Consider the following 22784-nt stretch of genomic DNA (forward strand, 5'->3'; position numbering starts at 1 on the left):
AAGCAGAAGTTAAGTCGAAACCGGAAAGCCATACTCCCGAAACTCCTGTAGAAGAAAAAACAACAGCACCTTCGGTTGAAACTGTTAAAGAAGAAGCAAAACCTACCAAAACAAAAGAGACTGCTCCTACTCCTGAACCAAAAGCTGAAGCTAAAAAGGAAAAAGAAGGATTAAAAATCATTGATAAAATCGACCTGTCGGGTCAGAATTGGGCAACAAGACCAAAACCAAAGTCTAAAGCACAAAAAAAGAAAGAAAGAAACGAGAAACAAGAAGAAAAAGCCGAAGCAAAGAAAAAAGCAAAAACAAACAAGTCTAAAACTCAAACAGAAACAAAAGCTGTTGAGCAAAAAGTAGAAGTATCAAAACAATCAACTCAAAAACCTAAAGATACACCCGCTGCTCCGCCTCCTGAGCCGGAATTAATTAAGGCTGTTTCCAAAAAACTTGAAGGTCCTAAAATTATGGGTAAAATAGAACTTCCCGTAAAGAAAAAGAAAGGTCCTGTTGCTTCTTCATCAGATAAAGATGTTGCCGGCAAAAAGAAAAAACGTAAACGTATTAAACCTGCTTCTGCACATAATACAGGAGCAAATGCAGGAAATAAACCTAATGCCAATCGCGGTGGAGGATTTAATGCCGGACGTAGACAAGATTCAAAAGGTGGCGGTCGTGGCAGATTCGACAAACGTAAAGTAGTGGCTAAACACGAACCTACAGAAGAAGAAATACAACAACAAATTAAAGAAACTTTAGCTCGATTAACTCCTACCGGAAAATCAAAAGCTTCTAAACACCGTCGTTTAAAAAGAGATGCTGTTCATCAGCATGCTCAAGACGAAATTGAAAAAACAATAGAAGAACAAGGCGTTATTAAAGCTACGGAATTTGTTACAGCAAACGAATTAGCCACAATGATGGGCTTGCCTGTTACTAAAGTAATTGGAGCTTGTATGAGTATGGGATTATTTGTCTCTATCAACCAAAGATTAGATGCAGAAACTATTAGTATAGTAGCTGAAGAATTTGGTTTTAAAGTAGAGTTTGTAGGCGTTGAAGTACAAGAAACTCTTCATGAATTTGATCAGGAAGACAAAGAATCTGATTTAGTGCCACGTCATCCTGTTGTAACGGTTATGGGTCATGTTGATCATGGTAAAACAAAGCTACTTGACTTTATTCGAAAAGCAAATGTAGTTGCCGGTGAAGCCGGAGGAATTACACAACACATAGGTGCTTATGAGGTACAGTTGGAAAACAAACGTAAAATCACTTTCTTAGATACTCCTGGTCACGAAGCTTTTACTGCTATGCGTGCTCGTGGAGCAAAAGTAACCGATGTTTCTATTATTGTAATTGCAGCTGATGATGATGTAATGCCACAAACAAAAGAGGCAATCAATCACGCACAAGCAGCCGGTATTCCAATTGTATTTGCTATTAATAAAATTGATAAGCCTAATGCAAATCCCGATAATATTCGTAATCAATTATCGACTATGAATATTCTTGTAGAAGAGTGGGGAGGAAAATATCAAAGTCAGGAAATTTCTGCTCTTAAAGGAGATGGTGTTGACGAATTACTTGAAAAAGTCTTATTAGAAGCAGAAATGCTCGAGCTAAAAGCCAACCCAAATAAAAATGCCGTAGGAACAATTATTGAATCTTCTTTGGATAAAGGACGTGGATATGTTTCAAAAATGCTTGTTCAGGCCGGAACACTTAGAGTAGGCGATATGATATTAGCCGGATCTACTTACGGGAAAGTAAAAGCAATGTATAATGAAAGAAATCAAACCTTAAAAGAGGCTGGTCCTTCTACTCCAATCTTGATGTTAGGCTTAAATTCTGCTCCACAAGCGGGTGATGGATTTAATGTAATTAGCGACGAACACGAAGCTAAAGCAATAGCAACAAAACGCTTACAACTACAACGCGAGCAAGGAATTCGTACTCAAAAACACATTACTCTTGATGAGATTGGACGACGCTTGGCTATTGGTGATTTTAAAGAGCTTAATGTAATTGTTAAAGCCGACGTGGACGGTTCTGTTGAAGCTCTTTCTGATTCTCTTATTAAACTAACTACTGATGAAGTTCAACTAAATGTAATTCATAAATCCGTTGGACAAATTAGCGAATCTGATGTTCTATTAGCTTCAGCTTCTGATGCTATTATTGTCGGTTTCCAAGTACGTGCAAATAATCAAGCTCAAAAGCTTGCCGAAGCAGAAGGAATTCAGATTAAATATTACTCTATCATTTATCAAGCTATCGAAGAATTAAAACTTGCGATGGAGGGAATGTTAGCACCTACAGAAGAAGAGAGAATTATTGCGAATGTGGAAATTCGTGAAACTTTTAAAATACCTAAAGTTGGAACAGTTGCAGGATGTATGGTTACACGAGGAAAAATATACCGCAACAGTCTTATCCGTCTAATTCGTGATGGTATTGTAATCTATTCCGGAAAACTTGGTTCTTTAAAACGTTTTAAAGACGATGTTAAAGAAGTTAATCACGGCTATGAATGTGGTATGAATATCGATAACTTTAATGATATTAAAGTTGGTGATGTTATTGAAGCCTACGAAATGATTGAAATTAAACGGACTTTATAATTGATATTATATTTACAAAAAACGCGCTTAAAATTTAAGCGCGTTTTTTTATATCCGTAGTTAATCAGTTCATATAACGAGATTTCGATCCGTCGGCTGACGGAGAGAAATCTCTACCAGCATACAAACAGATTAACTTCGTTGAGGGCTAGGCCGTTTCTCATTCCGCTGCGCTCCATTCGGAATGATGGAGTTTGGAATAGATCTCTCCGTCGCTGCGCTCTGTCGAGATGAGGGGCGGTTACGCTCTGTCGAGATGAATATTTTGCTTTATGAAAGGCAAACTAAATACCGAACTTAATAAACTACAGTATCCTTCCGTCTTGCATCTCTATAATTCTGTCTGATGAATCTGCAAAATCGTTATCGTGAGTTACGGCGATTATAGTTTGATTTAAATCTGATGAAATTTGGCGGAAAAGATCCAAAATAATGGCTGTATTTTTAGTATCAAGGTTTCCTGTTGGTTCATCACACATGATTATTTTGGGTTCGTTTATCAAAGCTCTTGCAATGGCAACACGCTGTTGCTGTCCGCCCGAAAGTTTTGATGCCGGTTTTAAAGCTTGATCTTCTATCCCTAATAACCTAAGTTTTTGATAGGCTTCTTCTTCAATCTCTTCTCTTGAATGCCGACCAAGTTTCAGTGCAGGAATCATTACATTTTTTAAGCAACTAAACTCAGGAAGCAAATAATGAAATTGAAATACAAAACCAATGTGTACATTTCTTATCCTAGCTAATTTATCCAGTTTTAGTCCCGTAATTAAGTCTTTGTCGATAAATATATTACCCATATAATCCGTGTCCATAGTTGAAAGGACATACAATAGTGTTGATTTTCCACTACCCGATTTCCCTATAACTGAAACAAATTCGGATTTTTTGATTTCGAATGAAATATTATTTAACACCTTAAATTTTTGAGGTGTATAGAAATATTTAGTAATATTTTCTGCTCTGAGTATTGTCTGCATAACTATAAATTTCTAAAAATGGCTACAGGATCAACTTTGGCTGCTCCCCTTGCGGGTATTAATCCGGCGATAAACGTAATCACTAAACCAATAATAACACCCATTAGCATAACTTTGGGTTCAAAATCGATGGGGAAATATCCTTTGTCGCCTCCAATATAAACCTTGCTAAGGATATTGACTAAAATTGCTCCAAGAATTAATCCTATTATTGTACCCAGCGTGCCTATTATTAAGGCTTCGCTAATAAAAATCTTAATTACGCTCTTACCTGCAAATCCTTGGGCTTTTAATATTGCAATATCGTGTAGCTTTTGCTTTACGGTCATATTTACAATATTATAAATGGTAAAAGCAGCAACAATAAGAATAATGAGGGAGATTGAACCCATCATAATGCCTCTTGTTTTTTTATTGGCTTCTGCCGATTTATTAGCTTCTTTCCAGTCTTCGGCATTATAACCCGTACGCCCTGTAATTATCGGTAAATAGGATGCTGCTATGTCGGGGTCTTCAACATTAACATAAATATCTGTGATATAGTCGGGGCCTTCTGCCATTAACTGCTGTGCCATCGACAAATTCATATAGGATTTAGATTTGTCGACCACCGAATTGCTCGTCTCAAACAATCCTACGACTTTCATTACTTTAACTATTCCGGCTGGAGAAACTACACTAATATTATCATCTATTTTAATATTCAAATTTTCGGCAATACCAACACCAACAATAATTCCATTGGGAGTAGTAAGCAAATTTTGCAGGTTACCTTCAACTATTGTTGATTGAATATCAAACATTTTATTGGCTTCGTTAATATTTACACCTGAACTGCTGCCATTAACTTGTGCACTTCCGTTATTATAAAAAATATTGATATTAAGCCAAGTAGTTGCTGTAGTAATACCTTCTATTGATTTCAAATCCTTGAGTATTTTATCAGGATTTAATAGTTTTTTACTCTCATTCTCAATTTTCGGGTTTGAGATAATGCTTATGGTGTTATTTGTGGTATCATTGAATAAGGGTTCACTCATTTTATCATCCACATAAATACGAATATGCGGAGTTGATTTAAAAAGAGCTTCATCAGAATCACGGTTAAAACCAAGCACCAGTGAATTCAAAAAGATAAACGCTGCAATCCCTATGGCTGCTGCAAACGAAACAATAACAGTTTGTTTTTTCTTAGCCAAGATATGCGTCAAAGCAATTTCAAAATCGATGTTAATTTTTATTTTTGACAGTTTCATCATTACTATTTATTTCTTTTCGAATATGAGGGTTGTGTTTTCATCTATTCCAGCAGTAACTTCTACCCAATCGGTAGAAATAATACCCGTTTCAATTTTCACTTTACCTTTATCCTTTACATTTACCATACTACCATAATCGAGAAATCTTCTGGGAATAAGCAATACATCTTCTTTTTTACCTACAATAATATTAGCTTGTAATTGAGTTCCCGAAATCAGAAAATTTAATTCATCAGTAAAAACCGCTTTACAATAAAACGATTGTGTTTGCTTGTCGAAAGAAGGATAAATTATCGTAATCGTTGCATTTAAAACTGGTTCTTTAAGTGTGTTTAATTGTATAATAACTTTCTGTTGGAGTTTAATTTTAGACATGCTCGATTCGTCAATGCTAAGTTTTGCATAGAGCTCATCCTGACTTCCTATTGTAGCAATTACTTCGCCTCTTCTTACATAATCACCTAATTCCTTATATTTTGTATACACTTTGCCCCCTACAACAGCACGCAATTCATTATTTTCTTGCAATACTTTATTTACTTCACTTTGCGATTGTTGATTGATCAATTGTTGTTCGGCTAATTGCTTCTGAAGCTTATAATTTTCTTTCAAGATTAAATAATTAGCTTTGGAATTTTGGTAAGCCAATTCCATATTTTCATACTCGAGTCTTGAAATGCTGTTACTTTCATAAAGTTTTTTGTAGCGTTCAGCTTGTTGTTTGTCCTGATCCATTTTTTGCTCCGCTACTTTCACATTAGCCTCAATTTGTTTTAATGCGGGTGCGTTTGGCAAAGTATTGGCTTCTGCTATGTTTAGTAATAAATCTGCCCCGCGCGAGTTAATGTCATAGGTTTTATTGTCAATCACAGCTAGCAAATCGCCTGTTTTTACGATATCACCTTCTTCAAAATTTAAACGTATTAAATACCCATCGCTTTGTGCTGTGAGGTTATATAAATCTTCTGGAACTAATACCCCAGAAGCAAAAACAGTTTCGGTAATATTTTTTCTGATAGGTTTTGTTGTTTCGGATTTTCTCCCACATGAGTTAAGTAAAACCAGAGCTGCAACTATTGGGATTAGAAATTGTATCTTTTTCATTTTACGGTATTGTTAATGTCTATTTTAGATTTTGAAAAAAGTAAATTTGCCAGTGCACTGCTATAATTCAGGCGACTTGTAATCTTATCGTTAAAGGCAATCAGCAATCTATCCGAGGAGAGAATGTCCATATCGAACTGATTCACTGCCAATTGATAGTTCTGCTCTTTGAGCTCGTAAATTTGTTTTGCTGTCATAAATAATGAAAATGCCTTTTGATAATCCAAAACAAGTTGAGTATTATTATTATCATTCTGTATTTTAGTATGTTCAGAATTTTGCAAAGAAATAGTTTTATTAATCTTCGATATCTTTGTTTGAGTAAACTTATTCATATCAGGAAAAGGCATAGTTAATCTTAATCCAACATATTGAGAATTTATCCATTCAGAATTTTTGTCAAAAAACTTCTCATTGCTATTCTGCTGCCAAGCATCGTAAAACATTAAAGATACTGTTGGCAAGTATATAAGCTTATTATTTTTTAAATCTGTTTCCGCTAAATCAGCTTTTAATAGTGCTAATTCATAAGCAAGTTGGTTCTTAGCTTCTAAACCAAGTGCTATCTGCTGATTGTACTTGAAGGTTTTATTGATAATTACGGTTGTTTGCTCAGGAATATCACACAAGATCCTGAGGCTTAAATACTGTTGCTCTACAGAGAGTTTTAACTGTTCTAATTTATCAGCAAGCGTAAGTCTGTTGATTTGTGCATCGTTCAAATCTTGCTGTCTTACAATCCCAGCCGAATATTTGTTTTGCATAATCAAAAGCAGCGTATCTGCAATCTCCAAACTTTTTTCGGTAAGCTTAAGCTGTTCTTGCAGAGAAACAATATTATAATATGCTGCTGATATTGATTCGAAAAGGGATTTTTTTGCAATTAAATTGTTAACGGATGTAAGTTCAGAATTAATATTTGCGCTCTGCAATTTTATCCAACTGCTAGGGTTAATGATGTCTATTTGCGGTGCAATATTCAAGTTTCCAACATATTGTTGGCCTGTGGAGACTTCTTTGGTACTACCAGGCTCTCCACCAAATATTTCACCCGGGAGGAATGTAACGGGCAAACCAATATTATTGGTCAAGTTAAAATTAGTTTGCATCCTGAAATTAACCAAGTTTGCTTGTGCCGAAATTTTTTGCCATTTAGCTATAAGTACTTGCTGCTCCGACGTTTTTACAGATACACTATTTTTTTCAGCGTATTTCAATAAGGAATCAAGATTATTGAATCTTAACTCGTCTTGTGCTTTTGTTTGTTCTAAAAACAACAATACTGTTATTGATATAATTATAAATTTTCTCATTTCATTCTGTTCTTATATTTTTTAAGTTTTCCGAATAAACAATCTATTAACTCACTATGTTCTTATTCATTAATTTTATTTCTAACGAAACCATTTTGCCAGATCTTGATTCCTATTTCTTTGTTAATCTATTTTTCATCGCCATAAATTATAATTCCAACACTATTTTAAAGGAATTCATTAAGGCTGCTCCTTTTTTTATTAGGTCAAAAGAATAATCAGACATTTTCCATTGTTTTACTAACATTCTAACGCTTCCATTTATCATAACAGATACTATCTCCGGGTCAATGTCTTTTCTTATTTCTCCACTTTGTTGACCCTTTTGAATTAATGTTGTTAGTTCGAGAATACATTGCTCAACTTTTAAGCGTGTTTTTTCAACCAGTAGAGGTTCATTCTGAAACAAATCCTCAGCAAAAACAACGGAAACCAAAGCAGGTTTCTGAGTAAAGATCAGGAAATGATTTCCAAATTTTCTTTCCAGAAAAGCAATGATACTTTCATCTTCTTTTTTTTCATTTGATTGGTCTCGTTCACTAATTGTATCAAGTATTGCTATTAAAATTTGCGTTTTCCGATCATAATGCCTGTATATTGCTGATTCAACAAGCCCAATCTTTTTTGAAAGATTTTTTATTGTTAAACTCTGTATTCCGCTTTCTGCAATAAGCTCTAGCGATGCATTAATGATTTCCTTCTGCCTTTCAGATAATTTAGCATTCATCTTTATGGTTTTTAATTAAGAGTGAATATTCACTCACAAAGATAGACTAAATACCTTATGCTTGTCAGTTTTTTTCTAAATAAATGTTAATGCTATTTTATGGAGAGAAAAAATAGAATTTTTAGTGGTTCTAATTTTAGCTTAAGTTGATACACGATGGGGCGATATAGCAAGACAAAAGACCACATTTCAGGTATCACCAATTATTAACTAATTCCCATCTTTTTCATTAAAAATGTTGCGTTAAGATTTTGAGAAACACCTTCTCTTAATTTATAATCAAAAACCAATTGATTGTTTTCAATCTCAACTTCAAAGCAAGCTGTTTTTACATTTTCAGGAAAGCTTTTACTTAGTTCGGCCAATTGCAAATCGTGAGTGGCAATAATGCCGGAAGCATTTAAGCCAACTAATTGTTTTACTAATGCTTTTGAGCCTTGTTCTTTATCTTTAGAGTTGGTTCCTTTTAATATTTCATCTAAGATAATAAAATACGAATCGCCCGTTTTAAGGGCTTCAATTATCCGCTGAAGGCGAAGTAATTCTGCATAAAAATAAGATTCGTTATTACTCAAAGAATCTGAGGTTTTAATACTTGTAAACGGCTGTAAAATACTTATTTTAAATTTTTTTGCGCAAACAGGAGAACCCGATAATGCCAAAACAATATTTACACCTATCGTACGTAAATAAGTACTTTTTCCCGCCATATTTGCACCCGTAATAACACTAAACTGTCCGGAAGAAGTAAAAGAAATATCATTGTCAACGCGAGTTTCAGGCTTCATTAACGGATGTCCCAAATCTTTTCCCTCAACCACAAAACCATTATCTGCAATTTCGGGGAAAATCAAATCTGTTCTATTGTAATTAAAGGTAGCAAAGCTTGCGAGCATTTCCAATTCGGCAATAGCATTAAAAACGCTAGAAGGTAACTTATTATAAATAGTTTTCCAGTTTTCTAAACGTATACTTTGGCGAATATCCCAAAGCAAAAAATAGTTTAAAATTAACCAAGCAAAAACATTCAATCGCGTATCAAAAGCTTGTGTAATTCTACTTAATTTTTTTAGTGCTTGGCTTGCCCTCTCCGTTTCGCAAAAAAGATTTTTTTGTATTCTTTTTAAATCTTCACTTTCAAATTCCGCTTTTTCGATATAAGCAATAAGTTTTTGAAAACGAAACAAGGTATTGCTCTGTTTGCTTAACTCCTGATGTTGTTGGTTTATCTGCTTTGAATAATAGCCGGTAAATGCAAGTGAAATTATTAAATACAAAATAAATAGCGAAGATGAAATAGCACCAAATAAATACAAAGCAAAAACAATAACCGAAAATATAGGAAGAATATATTGTGCAAATTTAAACAGTCGGTTTTTAAATATCGATTGACGATTTATCCATTTAGGTAAGTTCTCGGCAAGCTTATTGGGATCGGCAGAAAAACTTGTTTCTTTACTAAAAGCCAATAAACCCAAAGCCCTAAAATTACTTAAATGTTTTGGCGTTTTACTAAGCTCATTAACAGCTTTTTGTCGAGAACGAATAGAACCGGCATTTTTTTCTAAAGTATTTAAAATATTAGCCAAAAACACTTTTCCGGCATTTGAAAAACTACGGTTTAGCATTTGGAAAATGCTCTCCTTACCAAATAAATCTAAATCACTAACATAAGGGTGATGATTATCGGTAAATTCTTTACCATCATTAAAAGATGAGAAATCTCCACCTAAAGCAGAGAGTTCATTTTTATATAAATCCCGAAAAACACCTGATTCTTTCTTTTTTTCTATTAAGCGTCCGTGTTGAACAGCTATTATTATAAATACAATTATTAGAAAAAACACTAAAATACCAAGCCAAAGCCAAGTTGTATCAGAAGCAAAATAAATAGTTATAACACCCAATAAAAACCACGCAATTCTGATGTGGGAATAGAATTTAATTTTTTCGGATAAAAGCTCTATTTTTTTATTGTAAGCATCAAATTCTTGTTGATAAAATTGTTGAGCATCTGATTTCATTCATCTCATTTTTAAAGTGTACAAAGAAAGGCATATTCGTTTAAAAACAAAAAAAGGGAAGCCCTAAAAGATGTTAAGCTTTTTGTTAGTCGACTTAAGCGACATATAAAATTATTTCCGTACTTTTGAAGAAAGTAATACAAAATGGTACGTACTTTAATTATAGACGACGAAATCAGAGCAAGAGAAACTATTCAGGCTTTGCTTGAAATATATTGTAAAGATACTGCTCAAGTAATTGGACAAGCAAAAAATATGCGTACCGGTATTGAGGCCATCAGAGAGCATAAACCCGATTTAGTCTTGTTGGATATTAAAATGCCTGATGGGTCGGGCTTTGATTTATTGGCTCGCTACGGTAAAATTGATTTTAAAGTGGTTTTTATTACCGCTTTTGAGGAATATGCTATTCAAGCGTTTAAATTTAGTGCAATAGATTATATTTTAAAACCTATTGAACCTGACGAGCTAATTAAAGCAATTAACAGGGTTAATGATGTAATTAAAACAAGCCAGCCAAACAATATGGATGTGCAGTTTAAGACCTTTTTAAACAATATACAGAACAACAAAGCCGAAGATAAAAAACTTGTTTTAAAAACTACCGAAAACATTTATGTTATCCCTATTTATGAAGTTGTTGCTCTGAGTAGTGATAGAAATTATACTCGTTTTAATTTCTTAGAACGACCACCTATTATCGTTTCAAAAACACTAAAAGATTTTGATAATATACTTACCGATTACGGCTTTATGCGTGTTCATCGCTCACATATGATTAATCTAAGATATATTGAACGTTTTGAAAAAGTTGATGGTGGCTATGCTGTTATGCGAGGAGGTTTAAAAATAGAGGTTTCTCATCGTAAAAAGGAAGATTTACTTGAGTTTTTTTCCAGTCTATAAGTAATCTTTAGGTGCTTTTAATCGTATAAATCGATAAACTCAAAACTATTACCAACATTATTTAAATATCTTAAAAAGTCGGAAAATGATATTACAATTGATGCCGTATTATCGTTAGGATGAAAGCTGATTTTTTCGCTTTTTTGCAATTTAGCATCAAGAAAGAGGTGAACATGATTATCCACGTCATTTATTAAGCCAAAAGGTGATACCGATCCGGCTTGAATGCCTAAGTATTTTGCCAGTCTTTTTTCCGAAGCAAAAGAAAGTTTACCTTGCTTTAAACGTTTTTCCAGTTCATGAATAGCCAACTGCTGATGTGCATTAAAAACAACTAAATAATGTTTATTCCCTTTATGGTTTCTGAAAAATAAGTTTTTACAATGGACTGCTTCTATATCTTTCCAGTATTTCATTGCTTCTGCGATGGTAGGAGCCGGTGGGTGTTCTACCATCTCAAAACTAATATTTAAACGATTTAAGCAGTTAAAAACAGGAGTACGATCGTTCATAAAATAATAAAAAAGCCTAGGAAAGTTATATCAATCCTAAGCTCATATTGAATGTTAAAATTATTTACCTAATAGTTCTTCTAACTTTTTGCCTAAAGCAGCACCTCTTAAATTCTTTTCAATAATAATACCATTTGGATCGAGAAGAATATTTTGCGGAATAGATCTTACACCATATAATTTTCCTGCTGCATTATTCCAAAATTGAAGATCGGACACCTGTCCCCAAATCAAACCATCATCATTAATTGCTTTAATCCAGTTTTCTTTATTTTTATCGAAAGAAACGCCAAATACGGTAAATCCTTTTTTGTTATATTTTTTATAATTAGCAAGCACATTAGGATTTTCTCCACGACAAGGAGCACACCAAGCAGCCCAAAAATCGACTAATACATATTTTCCGGCAGCATATTCCGATAGGGTAATAGGATTTCCTAAAGTATCGTTCATAGTAAAATCTATTAAAGGTTGTCCAATATCTGTACGTTTAATAATTGCAATCCTCTCAGCCAAATTCTCGGCATCATCAGCATCTAATATTTCCGGTGAAAGATTATCGTAAATAGCTTGAACAGCATCAATATTCATAGCATCAATATTACTTAAAACTAAGGTGGGAATTGCGGGTTGATTTCCGTTTTTTAGCAATTCTGTTTCTAAATAATTTGCTTTTAATACTTGTGCCGAATCGTATAGATTATTTATTTTTTCTTCATTTAGAGCCTGATCTTCTTTGCTCATAGAACGAAAGGTATTAAAATAATAATCTTGCCATATTTTATCAATATTAGCGAGTTCTTGATTGATAGCGGTAAAAAAATCGTGAGCATTGGAGCCGGTAACCACGGCTTTGTTAATACTGTCGATACTTGCCGTAACCTGAATTTCTCCGGCTTCTACAAAAACAGGGATTACTCCACGAAATCCTGAACTTGTAATATACACAAGCTTAGGATGTTCTAAAATATTTTTAAATAAAAAGCCATCTTTAACAACTTCCGCAGTATCAGTAACTTCATATCCATCTTTTGTGCGTTGTTGCAAAACAAGTTCTTTACCTTCATTAAGACCTGAGAGATTAACATTAATAGAAAATTCGTTTTCTTTTAAGCCGTTATTACAAGATGTTACTAAAAAGAGAGAGGCTAAAGCCAATAGAGTGATTCTGAAATTTGTCATAAAATTTAATTATTTACGTTCTTTAAAAAATAAAAACTGCTCTGCAATAATAACAATTATCGTAGCAATACTACTATAAATTATTCGATAAAAAGTATTTAGAAAATCGGAAATCCTAAAGACTTCCAAAAAGAAATAAATAAAGCTATGGATAAAAATTAATATGGAAGCATAAGATATAAACCAAGAAAAGCCAAGATGCCCCATAGTTGGTAATACTCCGGCTTCATATTCTTTTTTTGAATGAACAAAACGGATAACATAGGGTCTGACGTAAGCAATAAATACGCTTGCTGAAGCATGCATACCATAAGAATGGCTAAAAATATCAACACTCAAACCCAATAAAAAAGATGAAATAAGCATTAACCATTTTGGCGTTTCAAAAGGCAATAATAATATAAACAACACATAAAAAAAGGGATTAATATAGCCACTAAATTGGATATTATTAAAAACCAATAATTGGAGTATAAGCACAACAAAAAAACGAATAATATTAGTTATTAACATAAATATCAGTTTTCTAATTTAATTGCTTTTAAAGTCATTTGTTGTTCATAATTTAAGTTTCTGGCAATATTCACCCAAAATAGCTGAGAAAAATTAGTATTAAAACGCACTTTAATATTCCATGATGTTTTTCCTGATATTTTACTGAAATCTTCTACTATACCAATATTTTCACCTTCAGGAAAAATATGTGAAAATCCACTAGTAATAATAGTATCACCAATGTTCACCGGAACATAATTTTCAATGGCATCTAATTTACCATATAATGGCGAAATACCATCCCAAATAATGCTACCTAATTCATTATTATTTTTTAATTTGGCACTTATGCTTTGTTTAATATTGAGCAGACTAACGGCTGTAGAAAAATCGTCAGAACACTCAAAAATAACGCCAACAATGCCGTTAGGACCAATTACACCCATATTTTTATGAACACCATGTTTAAGACCTTTGTTAAACATGATATAATTTTTTTGTCGGTTAGTAGTATTGCTAATTACTTTTGCCGGAATAAAATCAAAAATAGGTTTTATGGTATCGCTTAGTATGAGTTTTGTTGTGTCAATAGCTGCGAATGATTGAAAATTATTACTATCAAGTTTAAATTGATAGTTTAATAATTGTTTTTTTAAATATGCATTTTCTACTGAAAGCTGTTCGTTAGCATTTTTTAAATGAAAATAGTTGCGAGCATTTGAATAAGAAGTAAAAATTTCCCCACCGTACTGATTGGCAACAGAAGAAAAAACAGAAGATTGATGTTTGTTTCCGTTAACAACAAAAACGAGCGAAATCAGCTCTAAAACAAGAAACAAAAGCAAAGCGTAATTCTTCCATAAGAAATGAAGTAAGTATCTCATTTCAAAATATTTATCTTAATTTTATTTTATTAAGAAAGTAAACTTATTAAAGTTTTTAAGTGCTATTCCCGTACCTCGTGCAACAGCTCTTAATGGATCTTCGGCAACATGTACAGGAAGTTTTGTTTTTAAATGAATCCTTTTATCAAGACCACGAAGCATTGATCCGCCACCGGCTAAATAAATTCCTGTTCTATAAATATCTGCTGATAATTCCGGAGGTGTCATTTCTAAAGCATGCAAAACGGCAGTTTCTATTTTAGAGATTGATTTATCTAAACATTGTGCTATTTCGGCATAATTAACCATAATCTCTTTTGGAATTCCTGTTAGCATATCGCGTCCGTGAACGGCATAATCTTCGGGTGGATTATCAATATCGGTCATAGCTGCACCGACTTCAATTTTAATACGTTCTCCTGTTCGTTCACCAATACTAATATTATGCTGACGACGCATATAATCGATAATATCCATATTAAAATCGTCTCCGGCTGTACGGATAGATTTATTATTTACAATTCCCCCTAAAGCAATAACTGCTATTTCGCTGGTTCCGCCCCCAATATCGATAATCATATTTCCCGTTGGTTCCATAACATCAATTCCAATACCAATTGCAGCAGCCATAGGTTCGTGAATTAACTTTACTTCTTTAGCTCCGGCTTGCTCTGCAGAATCTTTAACGGCACGTTCTTCAACTTCTGTAATACCTGAAGGTATACAGATAACCATTTTTAGTTGTGGTGGAAAAATAGATCGAGGAACATTAATCATTTTAATCATTTCCCGAATCATATATTCAGCAGATTGAAAATCGGCGATAACACCATCGCGAAGAGGACGGATAGTTTTTATATTTTCGTGGGTTTTCCCATGCATCATCATCGCCACTTTGCCTACTGCGATAATTTTACCTGTATTGCGTTCCAGAGCTACAATTGAAGGTTCATCAACCACTACCTTATCGTTGTAAATAATAATAGTGTTGGCCGTGCCTAAATCAATAGCTACTTCTTTAGTTAAAAACGAGAAAAGTCCCATAATATATTTGAATCTCTAAATTAATTAATGTTTAAAATGACGGATACCGGTAAAAACCATAACCATATTTGTTTTATTGCAAAAGTCGACGGAATCCTTATCTCTAATAGAACCTCCGGGTTGAATTACTGCTTTAATACCTTCTTTTTCGGCTGACTCAACAGAATCAGCAAAGGGAAAAAATGCATCAGAAGCCATAACTGCTCCATTTAAATCTAAACCAAAATCTTTAGCTTTTTGGATAGCGTGTTTCAAAGCATCAATGCGTGATGTTTGACCCGTGCCACTTCCAATTAACTGTCCATCTTTTGCAAGAACTATTGCATTTGATTTTGTATGCTTTACCAATTTATTGGCAAATACTAAATCTCTTGCTTCTTTTTCGGATGGTGATTTTTCCGTTACCACCTCCCAATCATCTATATCTTCCGTTTTTAAATCTTTATCTTGTGTTATTACACCATTAAGTGATGTTTTAAATTGTAAAGTTTGAAAATCGAAGGATTTAGCCTGTAAAATTATTCTATTTTTTTTGGTTTTCAGTATTTCAAGTGCACTTTTTTCAAAGTCGGGGGCTAAAATAATTTCAAAGAATAGTTTATTGATTTCTTGAGCCGTTTCTAAATCTATGGCAGTATTGCTAATTAGTACGCCTCCGAAAGCAGAAATAGGATCTCCTGCTAAGGCTTTTTTCCAAGCGTTTAATAACTTTGAATCGGATGCTAAACCACAGGCATTAGTGTGCTTCAAAATTGCAAAGGTAGGCTCTGTAAACTCTTTAATCAACGCTATACCGCCATCTAAATCGATAATGTTATTATACGATATTGCTTTACCATGTAATTGTTCAAAAACCTTGTTTATATCGCCATAAAAAACACCTTTTTGATGAGGATTTTCTCCATAACGTAAAACGGTGGATTCTTGAATGCTCGATTTAAACACATCTTCTTTAAAATCGGTGTTGAAGTAAGAGAAAATGGCAGAATCATAATGAGACGATACATTAAAAGCTTGCATTGCAAAACGCTTTCTGTCTTCTAACGAAGTGTTGGCCTTATTTTTTTCTAAAATATCGACTAATTCCGGATAATAATCTGCTGAAGGAACAACCAATACATCTTTAAAGTTTTTAGCAGCTGCACGGATTAATGAGATTCCTCCAATATCAATTTTCTCAATGATATCAGCTTCAATATCGGTTTGCTCAAGAGTTTTCTCAAAAGGATATAAATCAACAATAACCAAATCTATAGGAGGAATATTAAAATCTACAGCTTGTTTCTGGTCGCTATCCAAATCTCGACGATACAGTATGCCACCAAAAATTATTGGATGAAGTGTTTTTACCCTCCCACCAAAAATGGAAGGGTAATCGGTTAAAGATTCAACAGTTTGCGCATCATATCCAGCTTCTTTAATAAATTTATAGGTGCCGCCAGTAGTGATGATATTAATGTTGAATTTTTTGAGAGTGCTTAAAATAGCAGTCAGTCCATCTTTATGAAAGACAGAGATTAAGGCATTTTTAATTGGTTTCAAGGCAGAAGGGTTTAAAAGATTGAACGCTTATGCAAAGGTCAGAAAAATTAAGCTAGCATTTAGAAAAACATGGAACTTTTTTTGTGGAAAATTCTTGTTAAAAAGCGATTAGATATTTGAGCGTGAAGCTTAAAAAAGGATATAGATTTAAGAGCTGATAGGCTAAAGAGTATTTCGACTTTTCACATTTCGACATTGAGACTTTTAGCTATGGTCTCGCATACTTTCAAGGCGTTTCCGATCAAGAATAGCTAGGTTTTTCCCATAAACCTGGATAATCTTATCTTTTCTGAAAGCAGAAATTGCTCGGATCACATTTTCGATACTCATTCCAATGTATTGCGCCATTTCTTTCCTGGAAATAGGAAATTCAAATTCATCGCTTTTATAAATCTCATTAGCAAAGTATAATATGATTGTAGCCACTCTACCGTACAGCCGTTTTTGAAGTAAATCGAGTGAATTTATGATTATTCTGTCGCTAGATCGGTTTTGGATTTGAATAAGGTGCAAAGCAAAAGCACCATTTGTCTGAATCAAATGTTTTATTTCGTTTAAATCAAATAAGCAGGCAACACTATCTTCAATGGCGGTTACGGAATAATTATAATGATCATCGGAAAAAACAGAAAGCAGGCTTACAAAATCGTAGGGTCTTCCAAAGCTTATAATTTGTGTCTGGCCATGGTCAATGTCTCTGTAAAGTTTTACCAATCCTTCTTTCAGGTAAATAAAATCTTTTATTACATCGCCCTGCTTTATTAAATCTTCTCCAGCACTTAGGTTTACTTCTCGCCTCGATGCGCAGTATTTATCTACATCTTCTATCCCAATAGAAGAGTAGAAGAGGGTTCTTAAATCACAGGATTCACATTGACAAATCATAAGTACAAATATAAGTATATAATTTAATTTGTATGATAAATATCATACTTTGATATTTATCATATTCGATTATTAAAATGCAATTCTTCAAGCGTTTACTTTTGTTATCAAAATAACAGTAAAGGCAAATTTAATATAAAAACATCAAAAAATAAACCTTAAAGATGAAGAAATTACTCATACTCGGAGCCGGAACTGCCGGAACTATGATGGCCAACAAATTACACAAAGCTCTTGATTCTGAAGAGTGGGAAATCACTATTGTTGATCAGTACAGAACCCATTATTATCAACCGGGCTTCTTGTTTATTCCGTTTAACATTTATAGCAAGCAAGATGTAATAAAGCCAAAAAGCAACTTTTTCCCTCCGGGGATAAAAGTGATTTATAATACTATTGATAAAATAGTTGGTGAAGAAAATAAAGTTTTGCTCGACGGCGGACAGGTTTTACAATACGATTATATGATATTGGCTACGGGAACAGAAACCCGTCCGGACGAAACTCCTGGACTTAAGGATAAATTATGGTATAAAAGCATTTTCGATTTTTATACTATCGAAGGAGCCGTTGCACTTCAAAAATACTTTAAGAATTTTGAAGGTGGGAAATTAGTGATGTGTATTTCCGAAATTCCCTACAAATGCCCGGTTGCACCCATTGAATTTGTGTGTTTGGCCGAAGCCTATTTTACGAAGAAAGGCATTCGCGACAAGGTTGACATTACTTATGTAACCCCAATGTCGGGTGCTTTTACAAAGCCTGTTGCCTCAAAAATGTTAGGCGATTTATTGGAAGAGAAAAATATTAAAGTTATTCCTGATTTTTATTTGGAGCGTGTAGATAACGAAAACAAAAAACTTATTGCCTACGATGAAAGAGAGATAGATTTTGATGTGTTAACCATAGTTCCCGTAAATATGGGCTCCGAAATGATTGAGCGTAGTGGAATGGGCGATGATTTGAATTTTGTCCCTACGGATAAACAAACGCTTCAGTCTAGCCAGTTTGAAAACATATTTGTTCTCGGCGATGCCAGTAATATTCCAACTTCAAAAGCGGGATCAGTCGCACACTTTGCTTCCGAAATATTAATGGATAACTTGATGAGTGCCATTGAAAATCGCCCATTATTGGCAAAATTTGATGGACATGCTAACTGTTATATTGAAACGGGTTACGGAAAAGGAGCGTTAATTGATTTTAATTACGATACCGAGCCACTACCTGGAACTTTTCCTTTACCCGGAATTGGTCCATTTGGTTTATTGAAAAATACGAAAATAAATCATTACGGTAAAATTATGTTCCGTTGGATGTATTGGCACATCTTGCTTAAAGGTAAAGAAATGCCGATAGAAGCGGATATGACAATGGCCGGAAAAAAGCGTGTTTAATTTAAATCAATTCGAAAAATGGATAATTCAATACAAATACAAATAAATGAGCTCCACCAAAAGATGGATGTGCTGTTGGACTATGTAAATAAACAGCGCCTAAATTCTGAAGTGGTGGAAGATTTGATAGCCGATGTGTCCATCATTGGAAAGGATGTGTACGACTCAACAGTTGAAGAGTTGGAAAATCGTGCAATAGAGATTCAGCCAGCAGAATTAACAGAATTAGGAATTAGCTTTCTGCGAAACATTCAAAATTTCAATATGATGATTGGAACTTTTGAATCGATGGTGGATTTAAGCAAAGAAGTTGGTCCTATTGCCAATGAAATGATTATCGACTTTCAGAAGAAGCTGGGTGAATTTGAAGAGAAAGGATATTTCACTTTCCTAGAGAAAATAACAGCCTTACTTGATAAAACAATTTCTTCTGTAGATCCTAAGTTCTTGGATGAGTTAACGGAAAATATTCCCGCTTTACTCAATTTAGTAAGTAAGATAAATTGGCCTGTCGTAATTCAAATGGGCGATAAATTGGCGAGCAGTATGGAGCAAGTAGATTTTAACAATCCACCTCAGTACTCACTTTTTAAAACGGCTCGAGAAATGAATTCTCCTGAGATGAAAAGGACAATGGGACTAATGATAAGTGTGGCGAAAGGTTTGGGAGTGAAGAGGTGAAAGAGCGGTGATAATCATCACTTTATAACCTTGTCACTCTATCACATCAATAAGAATATTAACTATTAAAAATTATAAAAATGTCAGAAAAAACAATAGCAGGAAAAACCATTAATCTAACCGATGAAGGATATTTAGAAGATTCTTCACAATGGAGTAAAGAAGTAGCAACAGAATTGGCTAAAGAAGAAGGCATTGAGCTAACTGAAAAACATTTCGAAGTACTGGAGTTTTTACGCAAAGAAGATGCTGCTGGGGCAGCATTGAGTATTCGTAAAGTTGGAAAATCAGGTATTGTTGATATCAAGCAATTGTATCAATTATTTCCAGGTGGACCATTAAAATTATCTTCAAAATTTGCCGGAATAGGCAAACCAACGAGTTGTGTTTAATTATATATTAAAAAACGATTGTTATGAGTAATACAGAAAAAAAACCTTTGGACAAGGTCTTGATGATCTGCGCTAAAGGAAATTTAGAAGATGTTTTGGCTACCTTGGTAATGGCTAATGGTGCTGTAATGGAAGGAATTGAAACGAAAGTGTTTTTTACGTTTTTCGGATTAGATGGTATCTTAAAAAGTCGAATGGATAAATTGCATACAGCAACAGTAGGGAATCCTGCTATGCGTATGCCTGGTAACTTGCCTTTTCCAACATTATTAGGTGCTCTACCTTTTGTTGAAGCTGGTGTTTCTAGCATGATGCGAAGTCAGATTGATGATTTGGACATTCCCGTTCCAAGTGAGTTTTTAGAAATGATTACTGCTGGTGGAGGTGAAATTTTTGCCTGTAAACTTGCTGTGGATATGTTTAAACTTAAAAAAGAAGATTTCCATAGTGAAGTAAAAGATATCATTACTATCGGTCAGTTTTACGAGATGGCTACGGGTCAGAATACGCAGATTATTTTTACATAATAACAGATTATTAGTCGGGGGCGCGACTTCAAGTCGCACTCCGACTTTCTCGTAGAAACAAGGTGTTAAGTGAGGGCTTCACTTCAAGTTAGAATTTCCTCAGATTTAACCTAGTAAGATATCTTAAAGGAAAGTGGGGATCTCGACAATCTCTATTTAACATATTCCGTTATTTCGACGAAGCGATTTAAAACACAAAGAGAATCATCAGCACATTTTAAACCGAGGCTGTCGAAGTTTAGCACATTAATTTTATATTTGTTCCAAACATTAATGCATGCCGCGAAATATATATTGCACGCTGAAATATGCAGAATACCAACACAACAAACGCTTAAAAAAAATGACAGGAAAAACATTTGCAGAAAAGATTTTTGGAGCTCCCAAAGGAAGTATTGTTTTTAAAAAACCGGATATTATTTTAACACATGATAATACATCAAGTATTTACAATACTTTCAAGAAAATGAATGGTAAAAAGGTTGCGGATCCAAATCAACAACTTATAGTTTTAGATCATAATGCACCTCCAACTAATGCTAAACTAGCAAACGATTATCAAAAAATAAGAGATATTGTAAAAGAACAAGGTATTTCTAAATTTCATGATGCAGGGAAGGGAATTTGCCATCAGATTATGGCCGATTATGCAAAGCCTAAGATGATTATTGTTGGTAGCGATAGTCATACTTGTACTGCGGGTGCTTTTAATGCTTTTGCGGCAGGAATAGACCGAACGGAAGCGGCCGGTTTATGGAAACAAGGTGAAACTTGGTTTCGTGTACCAGAATCAATCAAGATTACCTTAACAGGAAAACTCCAAGAAGGTGTTTATGCAAAAGATCTGTCTTTATGGATAATAGGAATGATTGGAAGTAGTGGAGCAGATTATATGTCGATAGAATATCATGGTGAAGGTGTTAAAACTTTGAGTATTTCTCAGCGTATGACAATCACTAATTTAGCCTCTGAAATGGGCGCGAAAAATGCTGTTTTTCCCTACGATGAAATTCTAGAAGAACATTTAGGAGAAGCCATGGAATCTATTTGGGCGGATGAAAATGCCATTTATGCTAAAGAAATAGAAATAGATTTAAGCACGCTTTTTCCCGTTATAGCCGTTCCACATCATGTAGATAATGTAAAAGCATTAAGCGAGGTGGTTGGAACTAAAATTCATCAAGCAATGGTAGGTACTTGTACTAATGGTCGTTATGAAGATTTAGAAGAAGCGGCAAAAGTTTTAAAAGGAAATAAACTACCTGATGGATTTCAGATGCTAATTGTTCCCGCATCGCAAAAGATATATCTTCAGGCTTTAAAAAGCGGATTAATAGAAATCTTTATGGAAGCGGGCGCACATGTTTTAGCCTCTTCTTGTGGTCCGTGTTTAGGAACGGGACAGGGTATTCCGGCAGATGGTTACAATGTCATTAGTACAGCAAATAGAAATTTTAAAGGTAGGATGGGAAACAAAAATTCCAATATTTTCTTAGCATCACCGGCGACTGTTGCGCATTCTGCATTAGCCGGTAAAATAGTAGATCCTAGAGGAGAAAAAGCAACAAATGATATTTATCCATATAAATTAGAAGAGGGAAGCACTGTAGAAATTCCAGAAAATGAAGACCGGTATTTATCAGGAATATGGAACTATACAGATGCTGATAATTTGAATACCGATCAAATGTTTGCAGGTAACTTAACTTATAATATTAACAGTTCTGATGCGGAAGCTATTATGCCGTATTTATTTGAGGGTTTTGATACTAGTTTTAGCAAAAGAGTTAAACAGAACGATATTATTGTTGCAGGATATAATTTTGGATGCGGAAGTTCGCGCGAACATCCGGCTGTAGGGTTAAGTTATGCAGGAGTAAAAGCTGTAATTGTAAAATCTGTAAACCGAATTTTTTATCGCTCTTCGGTAAATCAGGGATTACCCATTATTATATTACCCGATGCTGTTGATGCTTATAAAACAGGAGATAAATTGAGTATTGATATGAAAAAAGGCGAAGTTCTCATCAATGAAAAATCCTTTTCTTTTGAACCGCTTCCTGAAAAATTAATGAAAATTTTCTCTGCAAAAGGATTGGTAAATTTTATAAAAGAGCAAGCTTAGTTCGACAAGCTCACTAACCATAGTTCGACAAGCTCACTAAATTAGATTATCAAATGGTTTTTGCGCCCTAGGTGCATAATATTATAGCTCCGTACGAAGTGCGGGGTATAAGGTTAAAATTATTTATCGCTGACAGATAATTTAGCATCAAACGAAATACGTCCTTCAGCGGAATTTAGCATTTACC

Annotated in this window: 20 protein-coding genes; 7 read left to right on the forward strand and 13 right to left on the reverse strand. The window is 34.1% G+C overall.

Annotated features, from left to right (window positions below; translation table 11 throughout):
- Positions 1-2621 (forward strand): translation initiation factor IF-2 (gene infB / locus J7K39_10380; protein MCD6180296.1); only part of this gene is annotated, 2621 nt, incomplete at its 5' end.
- 305 nt (positions 2622-2926) lie between these two features.
- Here the strand turns inward: infB and J7K39_10385 are convergent.
- The 6 genes from J7K39_10385 to J7K39_10410 form a co-directional block, all read right to left on the reverse strand.
- Entirely contained in the window at positions 2927-3598 is a 672-nt protein-coding gene (locus J7K39_10385) for an ABC transporter ATP-binding protein (GenBank protein ID MCD6180297.1), read from the reverse strand.
- 2 nt (positions 3599-3600) lie between these two features.
- The gene (locus J7K39_10390) at positions 3601-4857 is read right to left on the reverse strand and encodes an ABC transporter permease (protein ID MCD6180298.1); all 1257 of its coding nucleotides are present in this window, start codon (positions 4855-4857) and stop codon (positions 3601-3603) included.
- A 6-nt stretch (positions 4858-4863) separates the two neighbouring features.
- Positions 4864-5961, reverse strand: a complete 1098-nt coding sequence (locus tag J7K39_10395) for an HlyD family efflux transporter periplasmic adaptor subunit (protein ID MCD6180299.1) — start codon at positions 5959-5961, stop codon at positions 4864-4866.
- A complete protein-coding gene (locus J7K39_10400; protein MCD6180300.1) occupies positions 5958-7238 on the reverse strand; it encodes a TolC family protein in 1281 nt (426 codons plus the stop codon). The genes J7K39_10395 and J7K39_10400 overlap by 4 nt, the downstream gene beginning before the upstream one ends.
- 184 nt (positions 7239-7422) lie before the next feature.
- A complete protein-coding gene (locus J7K39_10405; GenBank protein MCD6180301.1) occupies positions 7423-8001 on the reverse strand; it encodes a TetR/AcrR family transcriptional regulator in 579 nt (192 codons plus the stop codon).
- A 206-nt stretch (positions 8002-8207) separates the two neighbouring features.
- Positions 8208-10025 carry a hypothetical protein gene (locus J7K39_10410; GenBank protein MCD6180302.1) on the reverse strand — a complete coding sequence of 606 codons (1818 nt, stop codon included), beginning with the start codon at positions 10023-10025 and terminating at the stop codon, positions 8208-8210.
- Between the two features lie 144 nt (positions 10026-10169).
- Here J7K39_10410 and J7K39_10415 point away from each other — a divergent pair, with 144 nt between their 5' ends.
- Complete coding sequence (locus tag J7K39_10415) at positions 10170-10931, forward strand: response regulator (GenBank protein MCD6180303.1); 762 nt, start codon at positions 10170-10172, stop codon at positions 10929-10931.
- A 17-nt stretch (positions 10932-10948) separates the two neighbouring features.
- On the opposite strand, the gene J7K39_10420 is transcribed toward J7K39_10415, so the two are convergent.
- From J7K39_10420 to J7K39_10450, 7 genes are all read right to left on the reverse strand, one after another.
- The gene (locus J7K39_10420; protein ID MCD6180304.1) at positions 10949-11443 is read right to left on the reverse strand and encodes a prolyl-tRNA synthetase associated domain-containing protein; all 495 of its coding nucleotides are present in this window, start codon (positions 11441-11443) and stop codon (positions 10949-10951) included.
- A gap of 60 nt (positions 11444-11503) precedes the next feature.
- Positions 11504-12625: an AhpC/TSA family protein gene (locus J7K39_10425; GenBank protein ID MCD6180305.1), complete on the reverse strand. Its 1122-nt coding sequence runs from the start codon at positions 12623-12625 to the stop codon at positions 11504-11506.
- Between the two features lie 9 nt (positions 12626-12634).
- Complete coding sequence (gene mreD / locus J7K39_10430) at positions 12635-13138, reverse strand: rod shape-determining protein MreD (GenBank protein MCD6180306.1); 504 nt, start codon at positions 13136-13138, stop codon at positions 12635-12637.
- Positions 13139-13143: 5 nt separating this feature from the next.
- Positions 13144-14004: a rod shape-determining protein MreC gene (mreC, locus tag J7K39_10435; protein ID MCD6180307.1), complete on the reverse strand. Its 861-nt coding sequence runs from the start codon at positions 14002-14004 to the stop codon at positions 13144-13146.
- A gap of 21 nt (positions 14005-14025) precedes the next feature.
- The gene (locus J7K39_10440; protein MCD6180308.1) at positions 14026-15048 is read right to left on the reverse strand and encodes a rod shape-determining protein; all 1023 of its coding nucleotides are present in this window, start codon (positions 15046-15048) and stop codon (positions 14026-14028) included.
- 24 nt (positions 15049-15072) lie between these two features.
- Positions 15073-16590: a bifunctional phosphoribosylaminoimidazolecarboxamide formyltransferase/IMP cyclohydrolase gene (gene purH, locus J7K39_10445; protein ID MCD6180309.1), complete on the reverse strand. Its 1518-nt coding sequence runs from the start codon at positions 16588-16590 to the stop codon at positions 15073-15075.
- A 204-nt stretch (positions 16591-16794) separates the two neighbouring features.
- A complete protein-coding gene (locus tag J7K39_10450) occupies positions 16795-17475 on the reverse strand; it encodes a Crp/Fnr family transcriptional regulator (protein MCD6180310.1) in 681 nt (226 codons plus the stop codon).
- 164 nt (positions 17476-17639) lie between these two features.
- Between J7K39_10450 and J7K39_10455 the strand changes: the two genes are divergently transcribed.
- The 5 genes from J7K39_10455 to J7K39_10475 all read left to right on the forward strand — a co-directional run bounded on the left by J7K39_10455 (position 17640) and on the right by J7K39_10475 (position 22597).
- Complete coding sequence (locus J7K39_10455) at positions 17640-18872, forward strand: NAD(P)/FAD-dependent oxidoreductase (protein MCD6180311.1); 1233 nt, start codon at positions 17640-17642, stop codon at positions 18870-18872.
- 18 nt (positions 18873-18890) lie between these two features.
- Entirely contained in the window at positions 18891-19553 is a 663-nt protein-coding gene (locus J7K39_10460; GenBank protein MCD6180312.1) for a DUF1641 domain-containing protein, read from the forward strand.
- A gap of 80 nt (positions 19554-19633) precedes the next feature.
- Positions 19634-19945, forward strand: coding sequence for a TusE/DsrC/DsvC family sulfur relay protein (locus J7K39_10465; protein MCD6180313.1), 312 nt, complete (start codon positions 19634-19636; stop codon positions 19943-19945).
- A 23-nt stretch (positions 19946-19968) separates the two neighbouring features.
- Positions 19969-20472: a DsrE/DsrF/DrsH-like family protein gene (locus J7K39_10470; protein MCD6180314.1), complete on the forward strand. Its 504-nt coding sequence runs from the start codon at positions 19969-19971 to the stop codon at positions 20470-20472.
- Between the two features lie 277 nt (positions 20473-20749).
- Complete coding sequence (locus J7K39_10475) at positions 20750-22597, forward strand: 3-isopropylmalate dehydratase large subunit (GenBank protein ID MCD6180315.1); 1848 nt, start codon at positions 20750-20752, stop codon at positions 22595-22597.
- The last annotated feature ends 187 nt before the right edge of the window (positions 22598-22784 follow it).

The organism is Bacteroidales bacterium, from assembly GCA_021157585.1.
GTDB lineage: Bacteria > Bacteroidota > Bacteroidia > Bacteroidales > UBA12170 > UBA12170.